Genomic DNA, 26,845 nt, shown 5'->3' with positions numbered 1-26,845 from the left:
AGGCATTTCCGGATGGAAAACCGGGGGCCACTTTTCCTAGAAATGCCCTAAGCGAAGGACCGGCGGCGCGGCTGGATGGCGTGGGTTTCTTCCACGGCCGGCAGGCTTTGCAGCACGCGTTTGGCCGGCAGGATGGCGATGCCTTCTGTGCCCTCGCGCAGTTTCGATTTCAGGATGAACTGGCCGTCATGCTTGGCGAGAATGGCCTGAACGATGGGCAGGCCAAGGCCAGTTCCCTGTTCGGCGCTCTTGATCGCGATCGATCCCTGACCGAAGGCGGACAGCACCACGGGAATTTCATCTTCGGGAATGCCGGGACCGTTATCCCTGATCGAGACATATTGGCCGCCGCCTGCCGTCCAGCCGGCTTTCACGAGGATTTCGCCGCCCTGCGGCGTGAATTTCACGGCGTTGGACAACAGGTTGAGGATGACCTGACGGATGGATTTCTCATCGGCCCAGACCTGCGGCAGGCTGTTTTCGAACTGCTGGGAAATTTTGATGTTCTTGGAGCGGGCGCGAAGCTGGATCATGCCGATGCAATCCTCGGCGATTTCCAGCATCGAGATCGCTTCTTCGTTCAGGTCATAGCGGCCGGCCTCGATGCGCGACAGGTCGAGGATTTCGTTGATGAGATCAAGCAGATGCTGGCCGGAGCGATGGATATCGCCGGAATATTCCTTGTAGAGCGGATTGTTGAGCGGACCGAGCACCTCTGATGACATGACCTCGGAGAAACCGAGAATGGCGTTGAGCGGGGTTCTGAGCTCATGCGACATGGAGGCGAGGAAGCGCGATTTCGCCAGATTGGCTTCTTCCGCGCGCCGCCGCGCCTCGTCCGAAACCGAGTTTGCGACTTCGAGTTCTGCGATCAGGTCGTCCTTTTCCGTTTGCGAGGAGAGGAGCTTGATGCTGGTCTGGTAAAGCCGGCTGGTAATGCGATGACAGAAGAGGATCGCCATGCCGAACATCAGCGCCAAGCCGACATCGAAGGGATCGCGTGAAATGGCCGAGGTTATGCAGAGAGCCGCCAGCACCGGCAGAAAGGTCATGAAGGTCGCCCGCCGCAGCATGAAATTGGCCATGGCGGTGAGCGAAAGCGCGATCAGCAGCGTCGAGCCCTTGAAGAAAAGAACGAGCGTCGGGTCGTTGCGCACCGGTTCCGCCAGCGCAAACATTGCCCAGGCGCAGCCGATGAGGATCTGCATGCCGAGGAAGAGACTTTTCCAGTGCTGAAGGTTTTCGGCCGTGATCTCCTGTTTTGCCGCCCGCTTGGCCAAGAGCAGGGAAAAGGCGTGGAAGCTCAGCGCAATCAGCGACCAGATGATCAGGCTGATGTCGCGGGTGATATAAAGGCCGATGATGGAGGCGAGCAGGATGAAAAGCGGCATGATCATCGCGCCCTGCAGGGTTTCGGCGATGTGCATGGTCAGCATTTCACGTTCATAGGCGTCGCTTGCGCCGGCCCCCTGCTGCAGGCGTTCACGCGTCGTCTTCACCGTGTCGAAGACCGCCTTGTTGCGGTGCTTTTTCGACCGGTCGACGATGATCTTGTCGGTGGACGTGCTGACGCTTTTACTCATTGTTACAACGCAGGGTGACATGAACCCTTGCAGACTACGCGCAAAATCTTAAGAAGATGCTGCCGTGAAAGGATTTGTTTGCCATTTCTGACAAGGGTTTGTTGTTACATGAGACGAAATGGAGGCAAGGGCAGGCGGTTTTCGGCATTTCGCGATGGCGGGCTTTTTCTCGCCACGGTTTTTCTCGGCATTCTGATCGCGGCCAAGCTCGACCAGATCAACAGCGAAACCTATAGCGGCCGCTTCTTCGTGATCGATGGCGATACGCTGTCGAAGGGTGAGGAACGTTTCCGGTTGCTCGGCATCGATGCGCCGGAGCTTGCGCAGATATGCCTGCGCGGCAGCGAAAGCTGGCCGTGCGGCGAGGAAGCGCGCCGTGTTCTGCAAAGGCTGGCCGGGGCTGAGGATTTTTCATGTTCCGGCAGTTCCAGGGACCGTTACGGGCGGCTGCTGGTTTATTGTTCCGCCGGCGGCAGGGATGCCTCGTCGGAAATGGTGTCGGCGGGTTTTGCCGTCGCATCCGGTTATTTCCAGTTCTTCAGCGAACAGGCGGCGGCGCGCAGGCAGGCACGCGGCATCTGGGCGGGAGAGTTCGAGAAACCGTCGCAGTGGCGGCGGGAACACCGTGCCGCGGATCTGGAAACGCCTGCTGCGGGGTTCCTCACCATTGTCCGTCATCTTCTGGGGTGGGATCATGGTTGAAGGAGAGAAGGGCGCGTGTGATGACGGGCTGGACGGATTGCGCGGAGAAATCGCCCGCTGCCGTCTCTGTCGCGACAAGCCGCTCAGGGGAATGGCCGATCGCCTGCCGCACGAACCCCGGCCGGTGGTCGTCATGTCGACCAAGGCGCGCATCCTGATTGCCGGGCAGGCGCCGGGGCTTCGCGTGCATGAAACGGGGCTGCCGTTCAACGATGCCTCGGGCGACAGGCTGCGGCAATGGTTGAATGTCGATCGGCAGACGTTCTACGATCCGGATCGTTTCGCCATCGTGCCCATGGGCTTCTGTTTCCCCGGTTATGACGACAAGGGCAGCGACCTGCCGCCCCGGCGCGAATGCGCGCCGCAATGGCGTGAGCGGGTAATAATGGCGATGCCGCAGGTGGAGCTGATCCTCGCCATCGGCCAATATGCGCAGGCTTTTCATCTGGGGGAAAGGCGGCGCAAGACCATGACGGAAACGGTGCAGGACTGGCGCGGTTTTCTCCATGCCAATTCCGGCCCTAGCATTTTTCCCCTGCCGCATCCAAGCTGGCGCAATACCGGCTGGCTGAAAAAGAACCCATGGTTCACGGAGGAACTGCTGCCGGTTCTGCGGCAACATGTGGAAATGCGGCTTTAGTGAAACAATTTTCTGTTTTTCTGCAAAAATTAGTGTATTGAAAGGAAATTAATTCAGGAGGATAGACGCATTGGATCGCCTAGACCGTAAGATTTTGCGCATTCTGCAAGAGGATTCCACGCTGGCCGTCGCCGATCTGGCGAAAAAGGTCGGCCTTTCCACGACGCCCTGTTGGCGGCGTATCCAGAAGATGGAGGAAGACGGCGTTATTCGCCGGCGCGTGGCGCTGCTCGATCCGGTCAAGGTCAACACCAAGGTCACGGTTTTCGTCTCCATCCGCACCGCCTCCCATTCCATCGAATGGCTGAAGCGTTTCTCCGAGGTGGTTTCCGAGTTTCCGGAAGTCGTCGAATTTTACCGTATGAGCGGCGATGTCGACTATCTGCTGCGCGTCGTCGTGCCTGATATTGCGGCCTATGACGCCTTCTACAAGCGCATGATCGCCAAGATCGAAATTCGCGACGTGTCCTCTGCCTTCGCGATGGAGCAGATCAAATATACGACGGAACTGCCGCTCGATTACATGCTGCTGGACAATCCGAAATCCGGCGAGGAGTGATCCGCCGCCGGCCAGTTTTTCGACCAATGCCCTTTCCGGTTGCCGGGGAGGGCATTTTCATTTGCGGGTACCTTTTCCTCGCCGATCTGGCTCATCGCAGGGCGATCCTGTCGGAAGGTCTATCCGTTGGCCGCTGCCGGGGCACGACAATTCTATTCCGCGCATAGTGGCAAATTCGCACATTCAATTCTCTCGGCCCTGTCTCCGCGCAAACTGGGATTTTGATAAAATCTCTCGAATATCTACGCTTTTACTGTCGAAGGATGGAATAGCGAGGGATATCCATATGCTTACACGACGCGGAACATTGGGACTGATTGCAGGTGCGACCGGGGCGGTGTTTCTGCCGCATATCCGGCGGGCAAGTGCCGCAACCACCACATTGCGGATTGGCTGGCAGAAGAATGGCGTGATAGCGCTCGCGAAAAGCCAGGGCGCGCTCGAAGCGCTGCTGAAGGATCGCGGCATCGAGGTTAAATGGTCGGAATTCTCCTCCGGGCCGCCGCTTCTCGAGGCGCTGGGTGCCGGCGCGCTGGATATCGGCCCGACCGGCGATGTGCCGCCGCTTTTCGCGCAGGCTGCGGGCGGCAATCTGCGTTATGTGGGCACTTACAAAGCGGCGGCCGGCGGATCGGCCATCCTCGTGCAGAAGGATTCGCCGCTGAAGACGCTGGAAGACCTGAAAGGCAGGAAAGTCGCCTTCAAGCGCGGCTCCAGCGCGCATAATGTCACCGTCAAGGCGTTGCGAAAGGCAGGGTTGACCTTGAGCGACATTACGCCGGTCGATCTTGCCCCGCCGGATGCGGCCGCCGCCTTCCGCAGCGGCAGCATCGATGCCTGGTCGATCTGGGATCCTTATTTCGCCGTGGCGGAAAAAGAGCCGACGACACGGGTTCTTTCGACCGCCGAAGGCATCGTCGATCCGTGGAGTTATTTCCTTGCCAATGGCGATTTTGTGGAGGCCAATCCCGATCTCGTGCCGCTGATCCTCAAGGAGCTGGCTAATGTGGGTGCGAAAGCCCAGGCCGATATCGATGCAACGGCAAAGTCGCTGGTGTCGATCACCGGTGTTCCCGAGGATGTCACCAAGGTCTCGCTGACGCGGCCGGGCGCCGATCTCGGGCGGGTTTCGCTGGTTCCGGATGAGGCCATCGCCTATCAGCAGGCGCTTGCGGATGAGTTCTACGATCTGAAGATCGTGCCGAAGAAACTCACCGTGGCGGATATCGTGTGGCGGCCGAAGGCGAGCTGAGGGGGGCGAAAAGGTGAGTCTCTTCAACCTGCTGGCGGGTGTTGCTGAGAGGTTGATTCAGGAAAATGCCATTCTTGCCGCATAGGGCGAGCCCGTGCCGCTTGTTTCTTCTCCCCGCCGGGGAGAAGTCCGCGGCAGCGGGATGAGGGGGCAAGGTCAGAGATTTACCGAGAGGTTACCCCCTCATCCGACCCTTCGGGCCACCTTCTCCCCGGCGGGGAGAAGAAAACTGCCGAAACGTCGGGGGCACAAGCCTCCTATGTCGCATCAGCCCTTGAGCTTGGCAATCACCAGATGGCCGGGTGTCGGATTGCCGTCCTGCATGCGCACGTTGATGTCGGTCACTTCGAGAACCTCGAAACCGGTCGCCGCCAGTCTTTCCCGAACATAGGTTTCCGCATGGGCGAAACGCTGGTGCGGGCCGACCATATAAGGGCGTCCGGCCAGGGTTTCTTCGGGCAGGGTTTCCGACGAGAAGATCAGCAGGCCGCCGGCATTGAGGTTTTCGGCGGCGCCGAAAAACAGCGGCTCCAGCGCGCCGAGATAGGGCAGCACATCGGTGGCGGTGATGATGTCGAAAGGTTCGTCGTCATTGTCCTCGAGGAAATCCTCGGCTTCGGCGACGTAGAGCGTCTCGTAGAGGTCCTTCTCATGGGCGATTTCGACCATGTTTTCGGAAATATCGATGCCGGTGATATCGTCGGCCATGTCGCGCAGCGCTTCGCCAGTCAGGCCGGTGCCGCAGCCGAGATCGAGCAGGCGCTTGAAGGGGCCGAGATTCAGCGTCTGCAGCCGCTGGCGCACCATCATCGGTACGGCGTAACCGAGCTGTTCGACAAGAATATCCTCGAAAGCTTCGGCATGCTGGTCGAACAGGGTTTCGACATAGGCGTCGGGCGCCTTCGGCGGGGTTTCGCCCCGGCCCATGGCGGCGATGCGCACGGCCGCTCCGCCGTGATCGTCCGGATCGATGGCCAGAACATCTTCATAGGCCTTAACCGCCGCGTCCACATCGCCGGCTTTTTCAAGCGCGAGCGCGCGGTTATAGGCCTCGGCAAGCGCCTCTTCGTCGATCTTCTGGTTCTTCGTCATCGTGCCTTATCCGTCAGCATCTTCAGTTGAGGTTTGCTGTAAGCCGCATCGGGGACGGGCGCAATGTTTATGTGGCGCGATGGCTCAGTGGATGATGAACTCCCCCTTGAGCGCGCGCCATTCCTGCGCCGAGATCACCTGCCGGTGCACGTAGCGGACGGAGTGCAGCGGTCCGTCGAGCTTTTCCTTCCAGAATTTGAGGAAGCCATGCATCTCAGGGAAGTCCGGGGCAAGATCATAGTCCTGCCAGACATAGGTCTGGAGAACCAGCGGATGATCCGGCAGGCGATAAAATATCTGGGCGGTGGTGAGGCCGTAGCCTCTCAGCATCATTTCCATGTCCTTGTTCATGACGGCGGTTCCCGTTTCCATGATTGCCGATCACAGCGTTACCGCTGTATCGAATATGGGAACACGTCATGGTTAATCCAAGCTTGCCAAAGACATGGACTGTCACAAAATATTTATATTTTTCAAAATGTTGGCAGCCTTCATTGATGAGTGCTGCCAACGTTGCGACTAGCGCTTGAGGTGCCGGGTCAGGCGGGCTTCCAGCCATGCCCAGACGTGCCGCAGCGTTTCGACGATCGTCAGGTAGAAGATCGCGGCCCAGAGATAGGCCTGATAATCGAAGGTGCGGGAAAAGGCGTAGCGGGTCTGGCCCATCAGGTCGAAGACCGTGACGATGGAGACCACCGCCGAACCCTTGATCATCAGGATGATTTCGTTGCCATAGGGACGCAGCGCGACGATGAGCGCCTGCGGCAGGATGATCTTGCGGAAGGTGACGAGTTTCGACAGGCCGAGCGAGGCGGCGCCCTCATGCTGGCCGCGCGGCACGCTGCGGATCGCGCCGCGCAGGATTTCGGCCTGATAGGCGGCGGTGTTGAGGGTGAGCGACAACAGGCCGCAATACCAGGCCTCGCGGAAGAACCACCACAGGCCGACAGTTTCCAGCCCCTGGCGGAAACTGCCAAGGCCGTAATAGATCAGGAAAAGCTGCGCCAGAAGCGGCGTGCTGCGGAAGACGTAGACATAGGCATAGGCCAACGCGCCGACGATGCGGTTTTCCGACATGCGGCCGAAGGCGATCGGCACGGAAAGAATGGCGCCGAGAATGATCGAGCTGCCGACGAGGGTGATGGTGGTGATGAGACCATCGATATAGCGCGGCCCGTAACGCTGGAATTTATCCCAGTCCCAGCCCTCGATCATGGCGAAGATCAGCGCGGCGGCGAGCAGCAGCCAGAGCGTGATGACGGCGATGCCGACGATGCGCGAAATATTGAGCGGCTTGTCCGCGACGGCCGGGGCGGGGCGCGCGGGAATGAGTTCCTGAATATGGCTCATCGGCTCACCTCCGACTTGCGCGACCAGCGATCGATGAAGCCGATGCCGATGGAGGAAAGCAGCGCGAGGATGAGATAGAGCAGGCAGGCGATGCTGTAGAAGAAGAAGGCTTCCTTGCTGACGCGGGCGGCGATGCCGGTCTGGCGAACGATATCGGCAAGGCCGATGATCGAGACGTAGGACGTGTCTTTCAGCAGGATGACCCAGAGATTGGTCATCCCGGGAAGGGCGATCCTGACCAGCTGCGGAATGATGATGAGCACCATGGTGCGGCCCCGCGAAAGTCCCAATGCCGCACCCGCCTCATATTGCCCTTTCGGTATGGCCTTGAAGGCGGAGAGCAGCACTTCGGACGCATAGGACGAAAACACCACGGACAGCGCCACCATGCCCGCCACGAAGGCGTTGATCTCGACCGGACCGGTGATGCCGACATAACCCGCCACCGATTGCAGCAGCATCTGGATGCCGTAATAGACGATGAAGAGCGTCAGCAGTTCCGGCAGGCCGCGGAAGATGGTGGTGTAGATACCGGTGGCCAGCCGCAGCGATTTTTCTTCCGATTGCGCGGCGAGCGCGATGAGGAAACCGATCAGCAGCCCGACGGGCAGGGTGGCGAGCGCCAGCGAGATGGTGACCTTGACGCCGAAGGCGATTTCATCGCCCCAGCCCGCATCGCCGCAGGCGACCAGGGTGCCGTTTCCGAAAAGCGAGAAGAGACCGACCGGCCCGCAAAAGGGATCGAGAAGTGTCGAGACATAGGTCCAGAACGCACCTATGGCGGAAAATGCTCCGCTCATGCCAATTTTCCCCTGCGGTCTTAAGCCGCCGTGATTGTTATCGTGACGTTTTCAAACAAAAATGGCGGAAGGGCAAGCCTTCCGCCACGAGATTTCAACAGATCGAACGGGCTTACTCGCCGTAAACGTCGAAATCGAAGTATTTTTTGTTGATCTCCTGATACTTGCCGCTGGCGCGAATGCCGGCGATGGCGGCGGTGAACTTGTCGGCAAGCGCCGTGTCACCCTTGCGGACGGCGACGCCCGCGCCGTTGCCGTTGATCTCGACATCGACCGGAAGCGGCGTCAGGATCTTGCAGCAGGCGCCCGCATCCGTCTTCAGCCATTCCGACAGAACGACGATATCGTCGATGACGGCGTCGATACGGCCATTGGCGATGTCGAGCTTATATTCGTCGGCGGTCGGATACATCTTCACGTCGGCATCGGGGAAATGCTTTTCGGCATAGTTGGAGTGGGTTGTGGAACCCTGCGCGCCGAGCGACTTGCCCTTCAGATCGTCGACGGACTTGATCGGCGAATCCTTCGGCACGGCGATGGCCGGCGGGGTGTTGTAATATTTCTTGGAGAAGTCGACCTTCTCGAGACGCTCGGGCGTGATCGACATGGACGCGATGATGGCGTCGAACTTCTTGGCCTGAAGGGCGGGAATGATGCCGTCCCAGTCATTGGTGACGAAGGTGCATTCGGCCTTCATTTGTTCGCACAGCGCCTTGGCGATGTCGATGTCGAAGCCGGTCAGCGTGCCGTCGGCTTCGAGATTGTTGAAGGGCGGATAGGCGCCTTCGGTGCCGATGACGATCTTGTCTTGCGCGAGGGCTGCGCCGGAAAACAGCGAGATGGCGGCAATCGATACGGCTGCGAGCAGACGGGTGGAAATAGGCATTTCGATCCTCTCTTTTGGTCGTTCATCCGCGGTCTGTTGTTGTTTTCAGTGCGGACGCCATGGGCGCAGGGCGCAGCGGATGATACCGCCTGTAGCTTCAGCGCGGATGCGATTATTCATCCGGTTGGTCAAAAAATGCAACTGCAATATTAGTGACCGCGATTGTGCCGCAGAGCTTCCACGAAAACGCCTTGATCTGTTCATTTCCGGTACAGAAGGCTTTGTCCATCATGGGAACCGAAGCGTGTGCGAGGCGTTGACCAGCGCCTGCACGCGCAGCCGGAATCAAGATGTCGCAAGACTGGCGACCAATAATGGCAGATGAGGAAACACCGATGCTGAAGAAGAACACATTGCTGACGGGGGTGGTTTTCCCCCTCATGTCGCTGGCGATTGCGGTGGAGCCGGCAGCGGCCGGTTTTGCCGGTGCTGCGCGGGCGCAGACGCCCGTGTCTCAGGCGCTTCCCGGCGATGCTGCGACCGGCCGGATGATTCTGGCGCAGGCGCAGCCGGAAGAACCGAACCCGGAAGAGGAACTGCGCAAACGCCGCAAGCAGGCCGAAGAGGCGCAGCCGCAGGCCGAGCCGCAACGACAGGAGCGTGCGCCGGAGCCGCAGCGCGAACCGGAGCCCAAGCGCGAAGCCGCGCCTGCCGAACCGCGCCCTGAGCCGCAACGGGAGCCGCAGCCCGAACCCCAGCGGGAACCGCAGCAGCGCGAGGCTCGCCCTGAGCCCGCGCCGGCCGAGCAGCCGCAGGAGCGTCCCCGCAAACCCGAACGCGCGCAGGAGCCGCAGGGCGAGGGCGAACAGCGCCCCGCACGCCAGCGCGAGGTCGCACCCGAAGCCGCACCGGCCGAAGATCAGCCGAAGGAACGTCCGCGCAAGCCGGAACGGGCCGAACAGCCCGCAGGTGAGGGCGAGCAGCGTCCCGAGCGTCCCCGCAAGGAGCGCGCGAAGGAACCTGCTGCCGAACAGGAGCCCGCAGCACGCCCTGAAAATGCCGGTGAGCCGGCCAAGCCCCGCGAACCGGCACCCGCCAAAAAGCCGCCGGTAGAGGAAAAGGCCCCGGAACAAAAAGCCGAACCGGCCGAAAAAGCCGTTCCAGAGAAAAAACCGGCCGCCCCCGAGCCCGCCGCGAAGGAAGCACCGGTTCCGACCGAAGCGCCGACGCCCGCGCGTCCGCCGGCACCTGAAGCCCAGCCTAACCCCGCGCCGGGCCGTCAGCCTTCTGAACAGCCGCCGGTAGAGGGTCAGGGCAGAACCGAACCTGCAGCCCCGCTGCCGGGCGCGCCGACGCCGCCGCCGAGCGGTACGACAACCGGACAGGCGCCGGCCGGCGAACCCGTTCCCAATCAGGTCGCTGTTCCGCAGACGGAAGCGCCGCCGATGACGAAGGAAGAGCTGGACAAGGCCAAGGCCATCGCCAAGGATCCCTCCAGGACCGCCGATACCGTCATTCTGCCGGTCGACAAGGGCGCCGCCGTGCTCGACAGCGACAAGGAAGTGGAACGTTCCGGCAATCGCCAGACCCGCGAGGAGCGCCGTCGCGAACGCGAACAGGCCGGTGACGTGAAGGTTCCGACCTCCGACGCCGAGGCGCAGCGCGCCGGCGCCGCCGAAGGCAAGGCTCCGCCGCCGCCCGTCAAGATGGAAGCCATCACCTCGCAGCAGGGCGAGCGTGTCGACCGTCGCCCGCAATATGAGCGGCCGGAAGGCGTGCGCGAATGGCAGCCGCGCGAAGGCCGTCCGCGTGACCGCGACCGCGATGCGCCGATCATCCTGCAATTCGGCGACCGCGTCGTGGTGCGCGGCGACGACAACCAGCGCTTCATCCGTGATGGCGGCGAGCCCTATTACGAGCGTCTGCCCGGCGGCCGTGTCCGCGAAACCGTGGAGCGCCGTGACGGAACGCAGGTGGTGACGATCCGCAACCGTTATGGCGACGTGATCCAGCGCTCGCGCATCGACGATCGCGGTCGCGAATATGTGCTGTTCTATGCACCGGAGCTGATGGAAGATCCCGACCGCGACTACGTCTATCGCGATCCGGGCCTCGACCTGCCGCCGATGCGTCTGCGCATTCCCGTGACGGACTACATCATCGACACCTCGAGCGATCCGGACCGCGATTATTACCGCTTCCTGGAACAGCCGCCGGTCGAGCCGGTGGAGCGTGTCTATTCGCTGGATGAAGTGCGTTATTCGGCCCGTATCCGCGACAAGGTGCGCCGTATCGACCTCGATACCATCACCTTCGCCACCGGCAGCGCCGAAATCCCGATGACGCAGGCCCGTTCGCTGCGCAAGGTGGCGGATGCGATCAACAAGGCGCTGGACAAGAATCCCGGTGAAACCTTCCTGATCGAAGGCCATACGGACGCCGTCGGCTCCGATGAAAGCAACCTCGTTCTTTCCGACGAGCGCGCCGCTTCCGTCGCCAATGTCTTGACCGATGTTTACGGCATTCCGCCGGAAAACCTCGCGACGCAAGGCTATGGTGAGCGTTACCTGAAGGTCCAGACGCTCGGCCCGGAACAGCAGAACCGGCGCGTCACGATCCGCCGCGTGACGCCGCTGGTGAAGCCGGTCGCCCAGAACTGATCGGGTTCGACAGGAAAAACAAAGGCCCGGAAACGCAAGCTCTCCGGGCCTTTTTTGTTGGGACAGGCTTTCCAAATACGCGACGTCATCCTCGCCCTTGTGGCGAGAATCTAATCACGTTTCCTCCGGTCGAGACGTAGCAGATGCTCGGGACAGGCCCGAGCATGACGGGGTGGACGTGCTTGTTCCAGCCTCCAAACCCCGACAGCACTCCGTTTGGGGTCCGCTGCCGAACGGCAGGAAGAGGAGATATGTCTCCTCAGTTGAGCGCTACCGCAATCTCCGCAGCCAGCTGCGCATTGTTGCGCACCAGCGCGATATTGGTTTCCAGGCTGCGGCCATCCGTCAGGCGGAAGATGTCGCCGAGCAGGTAGGGGGTGACTGCCTTGCCGGTTATATCGTCGCGCTCGGCGTGGGAGATGGCGCGGTTGATGTAGATTTCCATTTCCTCGCGCGGAATTTCGTCCTCTTCCGGTACGGGATTGGCCACCAGCATGCCGCCATCGATACCCAGCTGTTCGCGGGTTGTCTGGAAATTGGCGATTGCCGCCGGGCTGTTGAGCGAGAGCGGGCTCGGCAGGCCGGAGGAGCGCGACCAGAAAGCCGGGAATTCTTCCGAGCCGAAAGTGACGACCGGCACGCCATTGGTTTCGAGAACCTCAAGCGTCTTCGGAATATCGAGAATGGCCTTGGCGCCGGCGCAAACGACGATCACGCCGGTCTTCGCAAGCTCGGTCAGATCGGCGGAGATGTCGAATGTCTCTTCTGCGCCCTTGTGCACGCCGCCGATGCCGCCGGTGGCGAAAACGCGGATACCGGCGCGGGCGGCGGCGATCATGGTGGCGGCCACGGTGGTGGCGCCGGTACGGCGCTCGGCGATCGCAAAGGCGATATCGGCGCGCGAGACCTTCATGGCGTCGGTGGTCTGGGCCAGCGCCTCGAGCTGGTCCTTCTCAAGGCCGATATGCAGGGTGCCGTGAATGACCGCGATGGTGGCCGGAACCGCACCTTGATCGCGGATGATCTGTTCGACGCTTTCCGCCATCTCGATATTGCCGGGGTAAGGCATGCCGTGGGTGATGATGGTCGATTCAAGCGCCACGATCGGCGCACCGCGCTGCTTGGCGGCGGCGACTTCCTGAGAATAGACGATGGGCAGGAGCGGGGAGATAGGGCGGGTCATTTCATCTGTTCCAGTTTTTAAAAGCGGGTTCATGCCAGCATTTCAGCCCGGGGAACAAGCCCCAACATGGCTTCGACACTGTCTTTTGATAGGTCCTGGGAGGTGGCGAAGGGTGACTGCACGGTGATGGCTGCCGCCGCCGCGCCTTGCCTCAACGCTTCCGCAATCGTCTTTCCCTCGGCGATGGCGGCGAGATAACCCGACGCCATGGCGTCGCCCGCGCCGGTCACGTCCTTCACCTCGCGGATGAGGGGCGGGTGGAGGATCGCCGTCTCCGTCCTGCTGAAGGCCACCACCTCGCTTGCGCCGCGGGTGACGACGCCGCCGGCAAGCCCGGCCTTGCGCAGGATGTCGGGCCAGTCGCGGACATTGGCCGCCGTCTCGCCGGTCAGCGCGCGGGCTTCCGCCTCGTTCATGAAGAGAATGTCGATATCGCCGAGCGCCGCTTTAAGCTTCACCGCCTTGGCGGGGGATATGGCGATGGCCGCCAGCGGTTTCTCGCAGGCGCGGGCGACGAGGCCGAGCGCCGTCAGCGTGTCTTCCGGCAGGTTGGCGTCGCAGAGCAGGATGTCGCTCGCCGTGATCGCCTCGCGCACGGCGCGTATCTTGAGGCGGCGCGGGGTGAAGAGCTTATAGAGGTCCATATCGGCCAGCGCGATGACCAGATTGCCGTCGCGCTCCAGAATGGCGGTGTAGCTCGGCGTGCGGCGGTCCAGGAAGGTGAAGGGCGTGTCTTCCACGCCCGCCTGCCGTGCGGCTTCCGCCACCGCCTCACCGGTCGCGTCGCCGCCGCGCGGGGCGATGATGCGGACCTGAAAACCGAGGCGGGAAAGATTGCGCGCAGCGTTGAAACCGCCGCCGCCGGCCTCTTCCATCCAGGAGCCGGGGTTGCTCGCGCCGGGCGCCGTCTCAGTCTCGATCATGCCACGCCTGTCGATATGCGCGCCGCCCAGAACGAGTATTTTCTTCACGCTTGCGTTTCCCTCTCTGGCGGATGGAAAGACCGGACGATTCGGCCTAAACTGACGTCTTCCTGACCTCGCATCCGGTTTGCGGCGATGGGCCGGGCACGGAAAAACGAAAGCAGAACAAACTACTTATCGCTATTTGTTTTCAATATGCTGGCTCAGCCTTGCGAAATGAGAACAAATAGAGTACATACCGTTTCCATACTGCTTCATTGCCTGTGCGGCTTCAATAACCTAAAGGTGGTTCGGATGGCACAAAATTCTTTGCGTCTCGTAGAGGATAAATCGGTGGATAAAAGCAAGGCACTGGAAGCGGCGCTCTCCCAGATCGAACGGTCGTTCGGCAAGGGATCGATCATGAAGCTCGGTTCCAATGAAAACGTGGTTGAAGTGGAGACCGTTTCGACGGGTTCGCTCAGCCTGGATATCGCGCTCGGAATCGGCGGTTTGCCGAAGGGGCGCATTATTGAAATTTATGGCCCGGAAAGCTCCGGTAAGACGACGCTGGCATTGCAGACCATTGCCGAAGCCCAGAAGAAGGGCGGCATCTGCGCCTTCGTGGATGCTGAACATGCGCTCGATCCGGTCTATGCCCGCAAGCTCGGTGTGGATTTGCAGGGCCTTTTGATCTCGCAGCCGGATACGGGCGAGCAGGCTCTGGAAATCACCGATACGCTGGTGCGCTCCGGTGCCGTTGACGTGCTGGTCGTGGACTCGGTTGCGGCGCTGACGCCGCGGGCGGAAATCGAAGGCGAGATGGGCGACAGCCTGCCGGGTCTTCAAGCGCGTTTGATGAGCCAGGCGCTGCGCAAGCTGACGGCCTCGATCTCCAAGTCCAAGTGCATGGTGATCTTCATCAACCAGATCCGCATGAAGATCGGCGTCATGTTCGGTTCGCCGGAAACGACGACGGGCGGTAACGCGCTGAAGTTCTATGCGTCCGTTCGTCTCGACATCCGCCGTATCGGCGCCGTCAAGGAGCGCGAAGAGGTTGTCGGCAACCAGACGCGCGTCAAGGTCGTCAAGAACAAGATGGCGCCGCCCTTCAAGCAGGTGGAATTCGACATCATGTATGGCGAAGGCGTTTCCAAGACCGGTGAGCTTGTCGATCTCGGCGTGAAGGCCGGTATCGTCGAGAAGTCCGGTGCATGGTTCTCCTATAACAGCCAGCGTCTGGGGCAGGGGCGTGAGAACGCCAAGATATTCCTGCGCGACAATCCGGAAACGGCCAATGAGATCGAACTGGCACTGCGCCAGAATGCCGGCCTGATCGCCGACCGCTTCCTGCAGAATGGCGGCCCGGAAGCCGGTGACAGCGACGGTGACGACGGCTGATCTGGGTGATGCCGCGGGGTGTTTTCCGCCCGGCTGCTGCGCTCGACATGAATCGGCATAACAAAAAGGCCGTGCGATTTGCCTCGCATGGCCCTTTTTGTTTGTCGGCGCGCCTTCGCGGGCCTCCATGGCTGGACAGGGCCGGGTGCGGACGATAAAAGCCAGTGATTTTGCAATATAGCCATCCTTCGGGGTGGAAGTGATGGACTCCAGCTGTGAGCGGTGTGTGGGCATGAGCGGTGTGAATGAAATTCGGTCGACCTTTCTCGACTACTTCAAGAAGAACGGACACGAGATCGTGCCCTCCAGCCCGCTGGTGCCGCGCAACGATCCGACACTGATGTTCACCAATGCCGGCATGGTGCAGTTCAAGAACGTCTTCACCGGTCTTGAAAGCCGTCCCTATTCCACGGCCGCTTCGGCACAGAAATGCGTGCGCGCCGGCGGCAAGCATAACGACCTCGACAATGTCGGTTATACCGCCCGTCACCACACCTTCTTCGAAATGCTCGGCAATTTCTCCTTCGGCGATTATTTCAAGGAAGAGGCGATCACCCATGCCTGGAACCTGATCACCAAGGAATTCGGCATCGACCGCAACCGTCTGCTGGTCACCGTCTACCACACCGACGACGAGGCCTTTAATCTCTGGAAGAAGATCGCCGGTTTCTCCGACGACCGCATCATCCGCATCCCGACCAGCGACAATTTCTGGGCGATGGGCGATACCGGCCCCTGCGGTCCCTGTTCGGAAATCTTCTACGATCATGGCGACCATATCTGGGGCGGCCCGCCCGGCTCGCCGGAAGAAGATGGCGACCGCTTCATCGAAATCTGGAACCTCGTCTTCATGCAATATGAGCAGCTGACGAAGGAAGAGCGCATCGACCTGCCGCGTCCGTCGATCGACACCGGCATGGGCCTTGAGCGTATTTCGGCGCTGCTGCAGGGCAAGCATGACAATTACGACACCGATCTCTTCCGCGCGCTGATTGCCGCTTCCGTGGAAGCGACCGGCGTTCCGGCCGAAGGCGAAAAGCGCGCCAGCCACCGCGTCATCGCCGACCATCTGCGCTCGTCCGCCTTCCTGATCGCCGATGGCGTTCTGCCGTCGAACGAAGGTCGCGGTTATGTCCTGCGCCGCATCATGCGCCGCGCCATGCGCCATGCCGAACTTCTCGGCGCGCGCGAGCCGCTGATCTACAAGCTGCTGCCGGCGCTGGTGCAGCAGATGGGTCGCGCCTATCCGGAACTGGTCCGTGCCGAAGCGCTGATTTCCGAGACGCTGAAGCTTGAAGAAACCCGTTTCCGCAAGACGCTGGAACGCGGCCTGTCGTTGCTTTCCGATGCGACGTCGACGCTGGACAAGGGCGACATGCTGGATGGTGAAACCGCCTTCAAGCTTTACGACACCTACGGTTTCCCGCTGGACCTGACGCAGGATGCGCTGCGCGCCCGCGAAATCGGCGTCGATATTTCCGGCTTCACCGATGCGATGGAGCGCCAGAAGGCGGAAGCCCGCTCGCACTGGGCCGGTTCCGGCGACAAGGCGACCGAGACCGTCTGGTTCGAGCTGAAGGAAAAGCTCGGCGCGAGCGAATTCCTCGGTTACGACACCGAAACCGCCGAAGGCGTCATCCAGGCAATCGTCAAGGATGGCAAGTCGGTGGATAGCGCTGCCGATGGTGAGACCGTGCAGGTCGTCGTCAACCAGACGCCGTTTTATGGCGAGTCCGGCGGCCAGATGGGCGATACCGGCGTGATTTCCGGCGACAACGGCGCCTTTGCCGTTTCCGATACCCAGAAGAAGGGCGAAGGCCTCTTCGTGCATCTGGGCACGGTTTCCAAGGGCGGTCTGAAAGTTGGCGATGCCGTTCAGCTGACGGTCGATCATGACCGCCGCTCGCGCCTGCGCGCCAACCATTCCGCCACCCATCTGTTGCACGAGGCGCTGCGCGAAGTGCTCGGCACCCATGTCGCCCAGAAGGGTTCGCTGGTTGCGCCCGAGCGCCTGCGTTTCGACGTTTCGCATCCGAAGCCGATGTCGGCCGAGGAGCTGAAGGTGGTCGAAGAAATGGCGAACGAAATCGTGCTGCAGAACTCGCCGGTCGTGACCCGCCTGATGAGCGTCGACGACGCCATTGCCGAGGGCGCCATGGCGCTGTTCGGTGAAAAATACGGTGACGAAGTTCGCGTTGTCTCCATGGGCACCGGCCTGCATGGCGCAAAAGCCAACCGTCCTTATTCCGTCGAGCTTTGCGGTGGCACGCATGTGGCGGCGACCGGCCAGATCGGCCTCATCCGCATTCTCGGCGAAAGCGCCGTCGGTGCCGGCGTGCGCCGTCTCGAAGCCGTGACCGGGCAGGGCGCGCTTGCCTATCTGGCCGAACAGGATGAGCGGGTGAAGGCGCTTGCTTCTTCGCTGAAGGTTCAGCCGGGCGATGTGCTGTCGCGTGTCGAAGGTCTGCTCGATGAGCGCAAGAAGCTGGAGCGCGAGCTTGCCGATGCCCGCCGGAAGCTTGCCATGGGCGGCGGTTCGGCGGATGCCGGCGCAAGCGATGTGAAGCAGGTTGCCGGCGTCAACTTCCTGGCAAAATCCATGTCCGGCATCGATGCCAGGGATCTCAAGGGTCTTGCCGATGAGGCCAAGGCCAATCTCGGCTCCGGCGTCGTTCTGTTGATCGCCGTTTCCGACGATGGCAAGGCAAGTGCCGTCGCCGCCGTCACCGAAGATCTGACGCCCCGTTTCAGTGCCGTGGACATCGTCCGCACCGCGTCCGCAGCACTTGGCGGCAAGGGCGGTGGCGGCCGCCCGGATATGGCGCAGGCCGGCGGTCCGGACGGCGCCAAGGCGCAGGAGGCCATCGAAGCGGTGGCGGCGGCGCTGGCTGCCTGATCGGCGTGAATTGAAGAGGGCGGGGTTTTAACCCCGCCTTTTTTGTTTCCGCCTTCAAAGACAAGATGATTGCGCGCCAAGGACGCGACGGGGGAAGCGATGCGCTTTGTAAATCCTATTCCTTTTGTGCGCGATATTGGCCGTTCGAAGGCGTTTTATCGTGACAGGCTGGGCCTGAAGATCATCGAGGATTTTGGAAACTTCGTCCTTTTTGAAAGCGGTTTTGCAATCCATGAGGGGCGGTCGCTCGCGGAGACGGTCTGGGGCACATCGTCGGGCGCGGAAGAACCCTATGGCAGACGGAATATGCTGCTTTATTTCGAACATGCGGATGTCGATGCGGCCTTTCGAAATATCGCGCCGCATGTGGAGCTTATCCATCCACTCGAGCGACAGGCCTGGGGGCAGAGGGTGTTTCGTTTTTACGATCCGGACGGGCACGCGATAGAGGTCGGGGAGCCGCTCGGCCAGTCCGGTACATAACCCGCCGCGATGATCGATCGGATATTCGATTTTCGGGCGGGCTATTGTTTATTGGTAGCGGCGCGGCTGGCCCGTACTATCCGGTTGCCTGCAAGTCCTTCGCCGCTTCCTCGTCGAGCTGGGCGGCCCGCTTGTAGGCCGGGCGGTCGGTAAGGTGGGCCATGTAGTCGAGAAAGGCCGGGCGTTTTTCGATGGTGCCGAAATGCAGGCCCCAGCCGATATGGGCGCCGACATAGACATCCGCCGCCGTGAAGAGATCGCCGGCGATGAAGCGGTTTTCGCTGACGGCCCGCTCGAGCGTATTCATCACATCCGCATAGCTGCCGCAGCCGGCCATGCGCAGCTTCTCCTTGGGCACTTCGAAACCCATCGCCTTCATGCTCGCCGCCATTTCCAGCGGGCCTGCGGCGAAGAACATCCAGCGATAATAAAGCCCGCGCGCCTTGGGTGTGGGCGCAAGGTTCGCGCCGGGAAAGGCGTCGGCGAGATAGGCGCAGATCGCCGCCGCCTCGGTGACGATGGTATCGCCGTGCTTGATGGCGGGCACCTTCGCCATCGGATTTATCAGCCGGTAGGCGGGCGATTTCATCGAGGTCTCGAAGCCCAGTATTTCCGTTCGGTAAGGAACGCCCACTTCCTCAAGCATCCATCGCGCGATGCGTCCGCGCGACATGGGGTTGGTGTAGAAGATCAATTCACTCATGCTTTTGCCTCCCCAAGCAAAATCGTCGAAGCATCATGGGAAAACCGATGCGGATTTCGCGCCTGCGCTTCGCATTTTTAAAGTTCGCAACATCCTTCGCGTGTTCCCTAAGATCGCGCCGATGCTCCGATGAACGTTTGACTGTGCCGGGCGAGTTATGTGCAAGTAGATGCTGTTTAAGCTTTGTCTTATTGTTGTACTGGCCGCAGCACGCGGAATCGAAGTCTGCGCCTAGTACAACGGCTAATCAAGATACTGTGAACAAAAAAGAAAACCCGGCATCACGCCGGGTCTGCGTTCGCTCATATCGCCGCCCGTCGGCCATCAATGGCATTGGCAGCTGAGACTTTGGAAAGGGGAGCCATTGCATTTAGTGGGTTGGTTTTCTTCCTGCATGCCTTGTTGCGGCGAGCAGCGCCAGAAAAAATGCGACCGTGGTGAGCGCGGTGCGGAGAAGGTTTGAAAGTGCCCAGCGGTCCAGCAGTTCCTGCCAGTTGGCCGGCACGTCGGCGGCAACAGTCCTGAAAAACTCGTTGATCGGAACATTGACCATTCGCGTCTGAATGACGACGACGGTGTAAATTATCAAGGCCAATAGCCATAGCAGCCTGCAATTGCGATCAACGGCCGCGGCGGCGAGAAGGGCCGCCAGCGGCGCAAAGAAGGCGGTGAAGAAGACGCCGTTGCGGACGCTGATATTGATACCGTTGAATGCCGGAATGAAGATATCGGCCTCCAGTTGCTGAAAAGCCATCATCACAGGGTTGCTGAAGGCGAAAAAGAAGCCGGCCATCAAGCCAAGGCTCAGCGGAGCAACGATGCGCAAGACCGATATTGCCGGTTCTCTTGCGATGGCCAGCGCGGGAAAATGCCTTGTTCTGATCTCGTGCAGAAATGAGCTGGACATCAAAACCTCCATCAAATAACCGTACATGTATGTACGGCATATCCGTACGCCTATGTACGGTTATTGTCAAGGAAGTGCGGATGCGAAACGAAAGCAGGGAATTGCGCCGGCGCGAGATTGTCGAACATGCCTTCGCCATGCTTGCCAGGGAAGGATATGCCGCCTTTTCCATGCAGGCGCTGGCGAAGGTGAGCAGGTCCTCCAAGGAAACGCTCTACGGCTGGTTCGGCGGCAAGGCCGGGCTTTACGAAGCCATGGTCGCGGAAAATGCCGCAAGGCTGGTATTGCCGTCGGCGGAAGCGGCCGATGGCGTGAGGGAGCTTTCCCGTTTCGGGGCTGAACTATTGTCGATGCTTCTCGGGGAGCGGGCGGTTCTGCTCAATCGGGTTGCCGCGGCGGAAGCCGGCGGTGACGCCACGCTCGGAGCGTTTCTGGCGGAAAAGGGTCGTGACCATGTCATGCCGAAGCTTGCGGCGTATTTTCAGGCGCTGGCAAATCAGGGCGTCATGGGTATTACGGCAGCGGAAGAACCTGCGGAAATCTGGCTGTCGCTTCTGGCAGGGGATTTGCAGATAAGGCGTGCGACGGGGGCAATTGGCCTGCCGACGCAAGAGGAGATAGACGCTCGCTCGGCCCGCGCCGCGCAACTGACGTTTCAGCTCTACGGTACAAATGAAAAACCCGGCGCTGAGGCCGGGTTTTGAAGTCGCTGAGTAGGCCGGCTTAAGCCGCCATTGCCTTCTTGAGGTTCTCGTCGATCTTGTCGAGGAAGGCCGTGGTGGAGAGCCAGGGCTGGTCCGGACCAATGAGGAGCGCCAGATCCTTGGTCATGAAGCCGCTTTCAACGGTATCGACGCAGACGGTTTCGAGCGTTGCCGCGAACTTTGCCAGTTCGGCATTGTCATCCAGCTTGGCGCGGTGGGCAAGGCCACGGGTCCAGGCGAAGATCGATGCGATCGAGTTGGTCGAGGTTTCCTGGCCCTTCTGGTGCTGGCGGTAGTGGCGCGTCACCGTACCGTGTGCGGCTTCGGCTTCGACCGTGCGGCCATCGGGAGACAGGAGAACGGACGTCATCAGGCCGAGCGAGCCGAAGCCTTGAGCAACCGTGTCGGACTGCACGTCGCCATCGTAGTTCTTGCAGGCCCAGATGTAGCCGCCGGACCACTTCAGCGCGGAAGCGACCATGTCGTCGATCAAGCGGTGCTCGTAGGTGATGCCGATTTCGTCGAACTGCTTCTTGAATTCGTTCTGGTAGACTTCTTCGAAGATATCCTTGAAGCGGCCGTCATAGGCCTTGAGGATGGTGTTCTTCGTGGAGAGGTAAACCGGCCACTTGCGCATCAGGCCGTAGTTCATGGAGGCGCGAGCAAATTCGCGGATGGATTCGTCGAGGTTGTACATGGCAAGCGCCACGCCGGCGCTCGGGGCGTCGAAGACGTCCTTTTCGATGACCTGGCCGTCTTCACCGACGAACTTGATGGTCAGCTTGCCCTTGCCGGGGAACTTGAAATCGGTTGCCTTGTACTGGTCGCCAAAAGCGTGACGGCCGACAACGATCGGCTTGGTCCAGCCGGGAACGAGGCGTGGAACGTTCTTGCAGATGATCGGCTCGCGGAAGATGACGCCGCCCAGAATGTTGCGGATCGTGCCGTTCGGGCTCTTCCACATCTGCTTCAGGCCGAATTCCTCGACGCGGGCTTCATCCGGCGTGATGGTCGCGCACTTGATGCCGACGCCATGCTTCTTGATGGCGTGCGCCGCATCGACCGTGACCTGGTCGTTGGTGGCGTCGCGGTTTTCAACCGAGAGGTCGTAATATTCGATGTCGAGATCGAGGTATGGCAGGATCAGCTTGTCCTTGATGAGCTGCCAGATGATACGGGTCATTTCGTCGCCGTCGAGATCGACGACCGGATTGGCTACCTTGATCTTTGCCATGAATTCCTCACCTTCGAAGCTGTGGCGCCGGATGGCGCCGGTATCCGGAAAAATATCCGGTGCGGCTATAGCATCGCGCGCGCCTGAGGCAAAGCCATGGGGGGCGCTTTTTTGGCGCAGCGCAACAACGCTTTGCGCATTGCCAAACCATAATGCCGGAATACAGTCAGGCGAATCGCTTCGCCCGCCTGTCGGGCCTATCCCGGGATCACATCATGCGGAATATTCTGCTTCTGACTGCCGCCGTCCTCTTTTCGCATAGCGCGCTCGCCGCCGGGCCTGCCGATCCCGTTCAGAAGGTGATGGATATCACCGTCAAGAACTGGTCGGGCGAGGCGGAAAACTGGAAATACGTCTTCGACGAGGACATGCTGACGAGCCTGTTCAGCAAGGATTTCGTCGCGCAATATCGCGAAGCCTCCAAGAAACCGGCTTACGAGGCCGAAAGCGGTGAAACCGGCGATCCCTTCGGTTACGATGTCGTGACAAACTCGCAGGATGGTTGCCCGCTGGCCGATGTTTCCGTGACGCCGGGCGCGGTGAAGGACGGCGTGACGGACGTGACCGCAAAGTTCAAGCTCTGGGCCTGCATGGACGAGGCGGAGATGAAGGCGACGGTTGACGAAGTGCATTTCGACGTCGTCGAGGAAGACGGCCGGCCAGTCATCAGCGATATTCACCGGGTTGGCGATGAGGGCAGGGATTCGCTGCGCGAAGAAATGGCGACGATCATCAAGGGAGAGCAATAAGGGGCGTCCTGCCAGCGGGGTGGAGCCAGGCTTTCTCCGCACCGGCTTTGATTTTGGCGCCGATCTGTGCCAGTGAAGCGCGCTTTAGCGCGTCGGGCTGAAAATCGATGCGACGCTTCAACACACGGACAAAAGACGATGGCAGGCACAAACAGCGATCTCGAACTTGTGGCGGAAGGCCCGGCGATCATTCTCGTCGAACCGCAGCTCGGCGAAAATATCGGCATGGTGGCGCGGGCCATGGCCAATTTCGGCCTGGCCGAATTGCGTCTGGTCAATCCGCGTGACGGCTGGCCGAGCGAGAAGGCGCGTGCTGCCGCTTCCAAGGCCGATCATGTCATTGACGGCACCAAGGTATTCGAGACGCTGGAAGAAGCGATCAAGGACCTGAACTTCGTTTATGCCACGACCGCGCGCGAGCGTTACGGTTTCAAGCCGGTGCGTGCGCCCGTTACCGCCGCCGATACGCTCAGGGCAAAATTCAAGGCTGGCGAAAAGACCGGTATCCTCTTCGGGCGGGAGCGCTGGGGGCTGACCAATGAGGAAGTGGCGCTGGCCGACGAGATCGTGACATTTCCGGTCAATCCCGCTTTTGCCTCGCTCAATATCGCACAGGCCGTGCTTTTGATGTCCTATGAATGGATGAAATCCGGCATGGACGATCTGGGAGAGACGCTTTTCCAGTCCGTCGAACAGCGCCCTTCGACCAAGGAACAGGTTTTCGGCCTGTTCGAACATATCGAGGAAGCGCTGGATGCGCGGGGTTATTTTCATCCCGCTGAAAAAAAGCCGAAAATGGTCGACAATCTGCGCGCCGTGCTGTCGCGACGCGGGTTTTCCGAGCAGGAAATCAGCGTTTTCCGTGGCGTGATCAATTCGCTCGACCGCTTTCCACGGCAATGGCCAAAGCAGGCGGGAAGGGCAGCGGGGCCGTCGGCCGAGGGAGCAGGGGAGAATGCTGAAGACGAGTGAGGCCGCGGCCGATGTGCTGAAACCGGTGCTGGTGTTCGATTCCGGCATTGGCGGGCTGACCGTGCTGCGCGAGGCGCGGGTGCTGATGCCCGAGCGCGGCTTCATCTATGTGGCCGACGATGCGGGTTTTCCCTATGGCGGCTGGGAAGAGGAAGCGCTGAAGGCGCGCATTCTCTCGCTCTTCGACAAGCTGCTGGACGACTATAGTCCGGAAGTCTGCATCATCGCCTGCAACACCGCCTTCACGCTCGCTGGCGCAGATCTTCGCGCCCGCTTTCCGCATATGACCTTCGTTGGCACTGTGCCCGCCATCAAGCCGGCGGCGGAGCGCACCCGCTCCGGCCTCGTTTCCGTGCTGGCGACACCGGGCACCGTCAAGCGCGCCTATACGCGCGATCTCATCCAGTCCTTCGCCAGCCAATGTCATGTCCGCCTCGTCGGCTCTGAAAACCTGGCGCGCATGGCGGAAAGCTGGATCAGGGGCGAGCCGGTTTCGGATGAGGCTGTGCTTGCCGAAATCGAACCCTGCTTCATCGACAGCGAGGGAAAACGCACGGATATCGTCGTTCTTGCCTGCACCCATTATCCCTTCATGGCCAATCTGTTCCGCCGGCTGGCGCCATGGCCGGTGGATTGGCTCGACCCCGCCGAGGCGATTGCGCGGCGCGCGCGCCACCTCGTGCCGCTGCCGCAGGATGCGGAGCATCCGGATGGTTTCGATTTTGCCGTCTTCACCTCCGGCAAGCCGGATTTCGCCACCCGGCGGCTGATGCAGGGTTTCGGTCTCAGCGTTTCGGCGGCCTGAGCGCCTGTTGTATTTTTGCATCTGTTTTATCCGTCTTTTGCAATTCGAGATTGCGAGCACTTGTCGCGTCGGATTTCTTGTGTAAGATGCATCTTGTCTGTAACCGCTATAAATGGAGGCGTGGAATGACCAATGACATCAATATGCGCCTTAACGGCATGTCAGGCCTTTCCGGCATGATTATCGGCGGTTATGTGATGCGAGGCATCTCCCTCCGATAAGGCTTATGGCCTGATTTCCCTGCCGTTTGGCATTTTCACTTCGTCCGACATGTGATTTTCGCGTTCGCGTGGCATGAGTGCTGCGCCCGCCGTTTTCGGCATGTCGTTTTCCATCGATAAAGGACCTGGCCGCTTTGCCGCGCCGGGATGGATTTCCCATGCAGAAAAATCAATCATTGGTAGCATATGCGCTGCCGGATGCGGTCGATCGCTTGTTCGTCACATTCGGTGTCTGGAAAACCTTGAAGGCGGTTCTCATCGCCGCACTGGTGCCGCGCGCGCCGCCGACCGATCCTGCCGATCTGCCAGAGCGGCTTCTGGTCGATATCGGCCTCGACCCTTCGCGAGTGAAGCGGCGGCGGGATTGGGAGGTTCCTCACTGGGCGCCCCGGTTTTGATTGGCAAAGGCCTCTCCGGCGAAAAACGTCGGGGAGGCTTCGTCGTTGAGTTACGCCCGCTGACAAACCACGAAATGCAGGCGGCCGCGGCGCGGTCTGCGAAAAATCCGGCTTGATGCGAAGCGTTTTCCGTGGCTTGCTCGAGACTAGGGACAAAGGAGATTCACCATGCCGCTGGAGAACTGGCTGGCCTTCGTGGCCGCATCCGCCATCATGCTCGCCATTCCGGGACCGACGATCCTGCTGGTGATTTCTTATGCGCTGGGCCATGGCCGCAAGGCCAGCACGGCGACGGTGACGGGCGTGGCGCTTGGGGATTTCACCGCCATGACGGCTTCCATGCTCGGTCTCGGCGCGCTGCTTGCCACATCGGCGGCACTTTTCACCGGGCTTAAATGGATCGGTGCGGCTTACCTCATTTATCTCGGCATCAAGCTGTGGCGTTCGCCGGTCAGCGGCGAGGGCCGGCAAGGGACTGGCGTGACCGGCCGCGAAAGGCCGCTCAAAATCTTCCTGCATGCCTATATCGTCACCGCGCTGAACCCGAAAAGCATCGTGTTTTTCGTGGCCTTCCTGCCGCAATTTCTGGTGCCGACATTGCCCTTCTGGCCACAGGTGCTGATTTTCGAAGTCACGTTCCTCGTGCTTGCCACGGTGAATGCGGCGCTTTATGGACTTCTGGCAAGTGCCGCCCGCAATACGATCCGCAAACCGACGGTTCAGCGCATCGTCAACCGCACGGGCGGCGGTCTCCTGATCGGCGCCGGTCTCGTTGCCTTCGGCTGGAAGAGGGCGGTCTCGGCGTAACGCCCCTCGAACACCTGGGGTGTCGGTCGCCTGAAATTCGGACATAACAAAATGGCGTTGCCGCATATTCTTCTTGCCCTGATCACCGTGTTTTTGTGGGGCTTCAACTTCGTCGTGATCAAGGTGGGCGTCGCCGATATGCCGCCCTTGTTTCTGACCGGAGTGCGTTATCTTTTTGCGGCCGTGCCGCTGGTGTTCTTCCTGCCGAAACCCAATGTGCCGTGGCGTCACATGATCGTGTACGGCATGGCGATGGGCTTCGTGCAGTTCGGCCTGCTTTACCCGGCCATCAAGCTCGGTCTGCCGGCGGGGCTTGCTTCGCTCGTCATGCAGTCGCAGGCCTTCTTCACGCTGGCGCTTGCCGTGGTGTTCCTCGGCGAGCGGCCGTTGCCCTCACAGATCCTCGGCGCGATCATCGCTTTTGGCGGGCTCGCGGTCATTGGCGTGGAGCGCATGACGGCGGCAGCGTTGATACCGCTGCTGATGGGGGTCGGCTCGGCCATTGCCTGGGCCTGCGGCAACATCGTCAACCGCCGCATCGGCCAGGTGAACGCGGTTTCCTTTGTGGCGTGGACAAGCCTTGTGCCGGTTCTGCCGTTGATTCTGCTTTCGCTGGTGGTGGAAGGACCTGATGCGATTGCGGAAGGCCTGCTCAATGCGACGCCGACGATGGCTTTTGTGGTGATCTACATGGCCTATGGTGCGACCATTGTCGGCGCGGGCATCTGGAGTTACCTGCTTCTGCGGTATCCGGCCGGAACGGTTGCGCCGTTTTCGCTACTGGTGCCTGTTGTCGGTTTCATCAGCGCCTATCTCGCTTTTGCGGAGCACATCACCGTCTTCGAAGTGGTCGGTGCAGCATTGGTCATCGTCGGGCTGATGCTGAATGTGTTCGGCAGACGGCTTTCGTTTTTGCGAGTCTCGTCCGGGACTGCATAGATGCCGCGTAATTGCCTGTGCATTACCGGTACGGGGCAGACGCAACCGGCGATTTTTTGGTAAAGAGCATGTTCGGC

At 60.7% G+C, this 26,845-nt stretch carries 26 protein-coding genes; 15 read left to right on the top strand and 11 right to left on the bottom strand.

Annotated features, from left to right (window positions below):
• Nucleotides 1-47 precede the first annotated feature (47 nt).
• Nucleotides 48-1,583, bottom strand: coding sequence for a two-component system sensor histidine kinase PdhS2 (pdhS2, locus tag EM858_RS22405; protein ID WP_127758010.1), 1,536 nt, complete (start codon nucleotides 1,581-1,583; stop codon nucleotides 48-50).
• 108 nt (nucleotides 1,584-1,691) lie between these two features.
• Between pdhS2 and EM858_RS22400 the strand changes: the two genes are divergently transcribed.
• The 4 genes from EM858_RS22400 to EM858_RS22385 all read left to right on the top strand — a co-directional run bounded on the left by EM858_RS22400 (nucleotide 1,692) and on the right by EM858_RS22385 (nucleotide 4,736).
• The gene (locus EM858_RS22400; RefSeq protein ID WP_127758009.1) at nucleotides 1,692-2,285 is read left to right on the top strand and encodes a thermonuclease family protein; all 594 of its coding nucleotides are present in this window, start codon (nucleotides 1,692-1,694) and stop codon (nucleotides 2,283-2,285) included.
• Entirely contained in the window at nucleotides 2,278-2,925 is a 648-nt protein-coding gene (locus tag EM858_RS22395; RefSeq protein WP_127758008.1) for a uracil-DNA glycosylase family protein, read from the top strand. The genes EM858_RS22400 and EM858_RS22395 overlap by 8 nt, the downstream gene beginning before the upstream one ends.
• 70 nt (nucleotides 2,926-2,995) lie before the next feature.
• A complete protein-coding gene (locus tag EM858_RS22390; protein ID WP_003507846.1) occupies nucleotides 2,996-3,484 on the top strand; it encodes an Lrp/AsnC family transcriptional regulator in 489 nt (162 codons plus the stop codon).
• 286 nt (nucleotides 3,485-3,770) lie between these two features.
• A complete protein-coding gene (locus tag EM858_RS22385; protein ID WP_127758007.1) occupies nucleotides 3,771-4,736 on the top strand; it encodes an aliphatic sulfonate ABC transporter substrate-binding protein in 966 nt (321 codons plus the stop codon).
• Between the two features lie 267 nt (nucleotides 4,737-5,003).
• Here EM858_RS22385 and EM858_RS22380 read toward each other — a convergent pair whose 3' ends face one another.
• The 5 genes from EM858_RS22380 to EM858_RS22360 form a co-directional block, all read right to left on the bottom strand.
• On the bottom strand, nucleotides 5,004-5,828 hold the full coding sequence (locus EM858_RS22380) for a class I SAM-dependent methyltransferase (RefSeq protein WP_127758006.1): 825 nt from the start codon (nucleotides 5,826-5,828) through the stop codon (nucleotides 5,004-5,006).
• Nucleotides 5,829-5,912: 84 nt separating this feature from the next.
• Entirely contained in the window at nucleotides 5,913-6,179 is a 267-nt protein-coding gene (locus tag EM858_RS22375; RefSeq protein WP_003522173.1) for an usg protein, read from the bottom strand.
• A gap of 168 nt (nucleotides 6,180-6,347) precedes the next feature.
• On the bottom strand, nucleotides 6,348-7,178 hold the full coding sequence (locus EM858_RS22370; RefSeq protein WP_127758005.1) for an ABC transporter permease: 831 nt from the start codon (nucleotides 7,176-7,178) through the stop codon (nucleotides 6,348-6,350).
• Nucleotides 7,175-7,978, bottom strand: a complete 804-nt coding sequence (locus EM858_RS22365; protein ID WP_059760406.1) for an ABC transporter permease — start codon at nucleotides 7,976-7,978, stop codon at nucleotides 7,175-7,177. Before EM858_RS22365 ends, EM858_RS22370 begins: the two co-directional genes overlap by 4 nt.
• 112 nt (nucleotides 7,979-8,090) lie before the next feature.
• A complete protein-coding gene (locus EM858_RS22360; RefSeq protein ID WP_003525132.1) occupies nucleotides 8,091-8,864 on the bottom strand; it encodes an ABC transporter substrate-binding protein in 774 nt (257 codons plus the stop codon).
• A 335-nt stretch (nucleotides 8,865-9,199) separates the two neighbouring features.
• On the opposite strand from EM858_RS22360, the gene EM858_RS22350 reads away from it, so the two are divergent.
• On the top strand, nucleotides 9,200-11,464 hold the full coding sequence (locus EM858_RS22350) for an OmpA family protein (protein WP_127758004.1): 2,265 nt from the start codon (nucleotides 9,200-9,202) through the stop codon (nucleotides 11,462-11,464).
• Nucleotides 11,465-11,723: 259 nt separating this feature from the next.
• Here EM858_RS22350 and EM858_RS22345 read toward each other — a convergent pair whose 3' ends face one another.
• Both EM858_RS22345 and EM858_RS22340 read right to left on the bottom strand, forming a co-directional pair.
• Nucleotides 11,724-12,647, bottom strand: a complete 924-nt coding sequence (locus EM858_RS22345; RefSeq protein WP_127758003.1) for a pseudouridine-5'-phosphate glycosidase — start codon at nucleotides 12,645-12,647, stop codon at nucleotides 11,724-11,726.
• A gap of 29 nt (nucleotides 12,648-12,676) precedes the next feature.
• Nucleotides 12,677-13,618 carry a carbohydrate kinase family protein gene (locus EM858_RS22340; RefSeq protein ID WP_127758002.1) on the bottom strand — a complete coding sequence of 314 codons (942 nt, stop codon included), beginning with the start codon at nucleotides 13,616-13,618 and terminating at the stop codon, nucleotides 12,677-12,679.
• Nucleotides 13,619-13,864: 246 nt separating this feature from the next.
• On the opposite strand from EM858_RS22340, the gene recA reads away from it, so the two are divergent.
• The 3 genes from recA to EM858_RS22325 all read left to right on the top strand — a co-directional run bounded on the left by recA (nucleotide 13,865) and on the right by EM858_RS22325 (nucleotide 18,329).
• Nucleotides 13,865-14,950 (top strand): recombinase RecA, encoded by a 1,086-nt coding sequence (gene recA, locus EM858_RS22335; RefSeq protein ID WP_127758001.1) that lies wholly within the window; start codon nucleotides 13,865-13,867, stop codon nucleotides 14,948-14,950.
• Between the two features lie 232 nt (nucleotides 14,951-15,182).
• A complete protein-coding gene (gene alaS, locus EM858_RS22330; protein WP_127758000.1) occupies nucleotides 15,183-17,846 on the top strand; it encodes an alanine--tRNA ligase in 2,664 nt (887 codons plus the stop codon).
• Between the two features lie 99 nt (nucleotides 17,847-17,945).
• Entirely contained in the window at nucleotides 17,946-18,329 is a 384-nt protein-coding gene (locus EM858_RS22325; protein WP_080818685.1) for a VOC family protein, read from the top strand.
• Nucleotides 18,330-18,405: 76 nt separating this feature from the next.
• Here EM858_RS22325 and EM858_RS22320 read toward each other — a convergent pair whose 3' ends face one another.
• Nucleotides 18,406-19,032 carry a glutathione S-transferase family protein gene (locus EM858_RS22320; RefSeq protein WP_059760392.1) on the bottom strand — a complete coding sequence of 209 codons (627 nt, stop codon included), beginning with the start codon at nucleotides 19,030-19,032 and terminating at the stop codon, nucleotides 18,406-18,408.
• 370 nt (nucleotides 19,033-19,402) lie between these two features.
• Entirely contained in the window at nucleotides 19,403-19,966 is a 564-nt protein-coding gene (locus EM858_RS22315) for an anthrone oxygenase family protein (protein ID WP_127757999.1), read from the bottom strand.
• Between the two features lie 53 nt (nucleotides 19,967-20,019).
• Here EM858_RS22315 and EM858_RS22310 point away from each other — a divergent pair, with 53 nt between their 5' ends.
• Complete coding sequence (locus tag EM858_RS22310) at nucleotides 20,020-20,643, top strand: TetR/AcrR family transcriptional regulator (protein WP_164865529.1); 624 nt, start codon at nucleotides 20,020-20,022, stop codon at nucleotides 20,641-20,643.
• A gap of 19 nt (nucleotides 20,644-20,662) precedes the next feature.
• Here EM858_RS22310 and EM858_RS22305 read toward each other — a convergent pair whose 3' ends face one another.
• Nucleotides 20,663-21,877, bottom strand: coding sequence for an NADP-dependent isocitrate dehydrogenase (locus EM858_RS22305; RefSeq protein WP_065115965.1), 1,215 nt, complete (start codon nucleotides 21,875-21,877; stop codon nucleotides 20,663-20,665).
• A 215-nt stretch (nucleotides 21,878-22,092) separates the two neighbouring features.
• Between EM858_RS22305 and EM858_RS22300 the strand changes: the two genes are divergently transcribed.
• From EM858_RS22300 to EM858_RS22270, 6 genes are all read left to right on the top strand, one after another.
• Complete coding sequence (locus tag EM858_RS22300) at nucleotides 22,093-22,626, top strand: hypothetical protein (protein ID WP_003520412.1); 534 nt, start codon at nucleotides 22,093-22,095, stop codon at nucleotides 22,624-22,626.
• Between the two features lie 138 nt (nucleotides 22,627-22,764).
• Complete coding sequence (locus EM858_RS22295; protein WP_080816712.1) at nucleotides 22,765-23,598, top strand: RNA methyltransferase; 834 nt, start codon at nucleotides 22,765-22,767, stop codon at nucleotides 23,596-23,598.
• Nucleotides 23,582-24,403 carry a glutamate racemase gene (gene murI / locus EM858_RS22290; RefSeq protein WP_127757997.1) on the top strand — a complete coding sequence of 274 codons (822 nt, stop codon included), beginning with the start codon at nucleotides 23,582-23,584 and terminating at the stop codon, nucleotides 24,401-24,403. The genes EM858_RS22295 and murI overlap by 17 nt, the downstream gene beginning before the upstream one ends.
• Nucleotides 24,404-24,782: 379 nt before the next feature.
• Nucleotides 24,783-25,022, top strand: a complete 240-nt coding sequence (locus EM858_RS22280; RefSeq protein WP_127757996.1) for a hypothetical protein — start codon at nucleotides 24,783-24,785, stop codon at nucleotides 25,020-25,022.
• A 168-nt stretch (nucleotides 25,023-25,190) separates the two neighbouring features.
• Nucleotides 25,191-25,829 (top strand): LysE family translocator, encoded by a 639-nt coding sequence (locus EM858_RS22275; RefSeq protein WP_127757995.1) that lies wholly within the window; start codon nucleotides 25,191-25,193, stop codon nucleotides 25,827-25,829.
• A 51-nt stretch (nucleotides 25,830-25,880) separates the two neighbouring features.
• Complete coding sequence (locus EM858_RS22270) at nucleotides 25,881-26,768, top strand: EamA family transporter (protein ID WP_127757994.1); 888 nt, start codon at nucleotides 25,881-25,883, stop codon at nucleotides 26,766-26,768.
• Nucleotides 26,769-26,845 lie beyond the last annotated feature (77 nt).

Origin of the sequence: Agrobacterium sp. CNPSo 2736, from assembly GCF_004005385.1 — a bacterium.
GTDB classification, from domain to species: domain Bacteria; phylum Pseudomonadota; class Alphaproteobacteria; order Rhizobiales; family Rhizobiaceae; genus Agrobacterium; species Agrobacterium leguminum.
The sequence above is the reverse complement of the archived record's forward strand: the minus strand, read 5'-3'. Positions and strand labels throughout refer to the sequence as shown.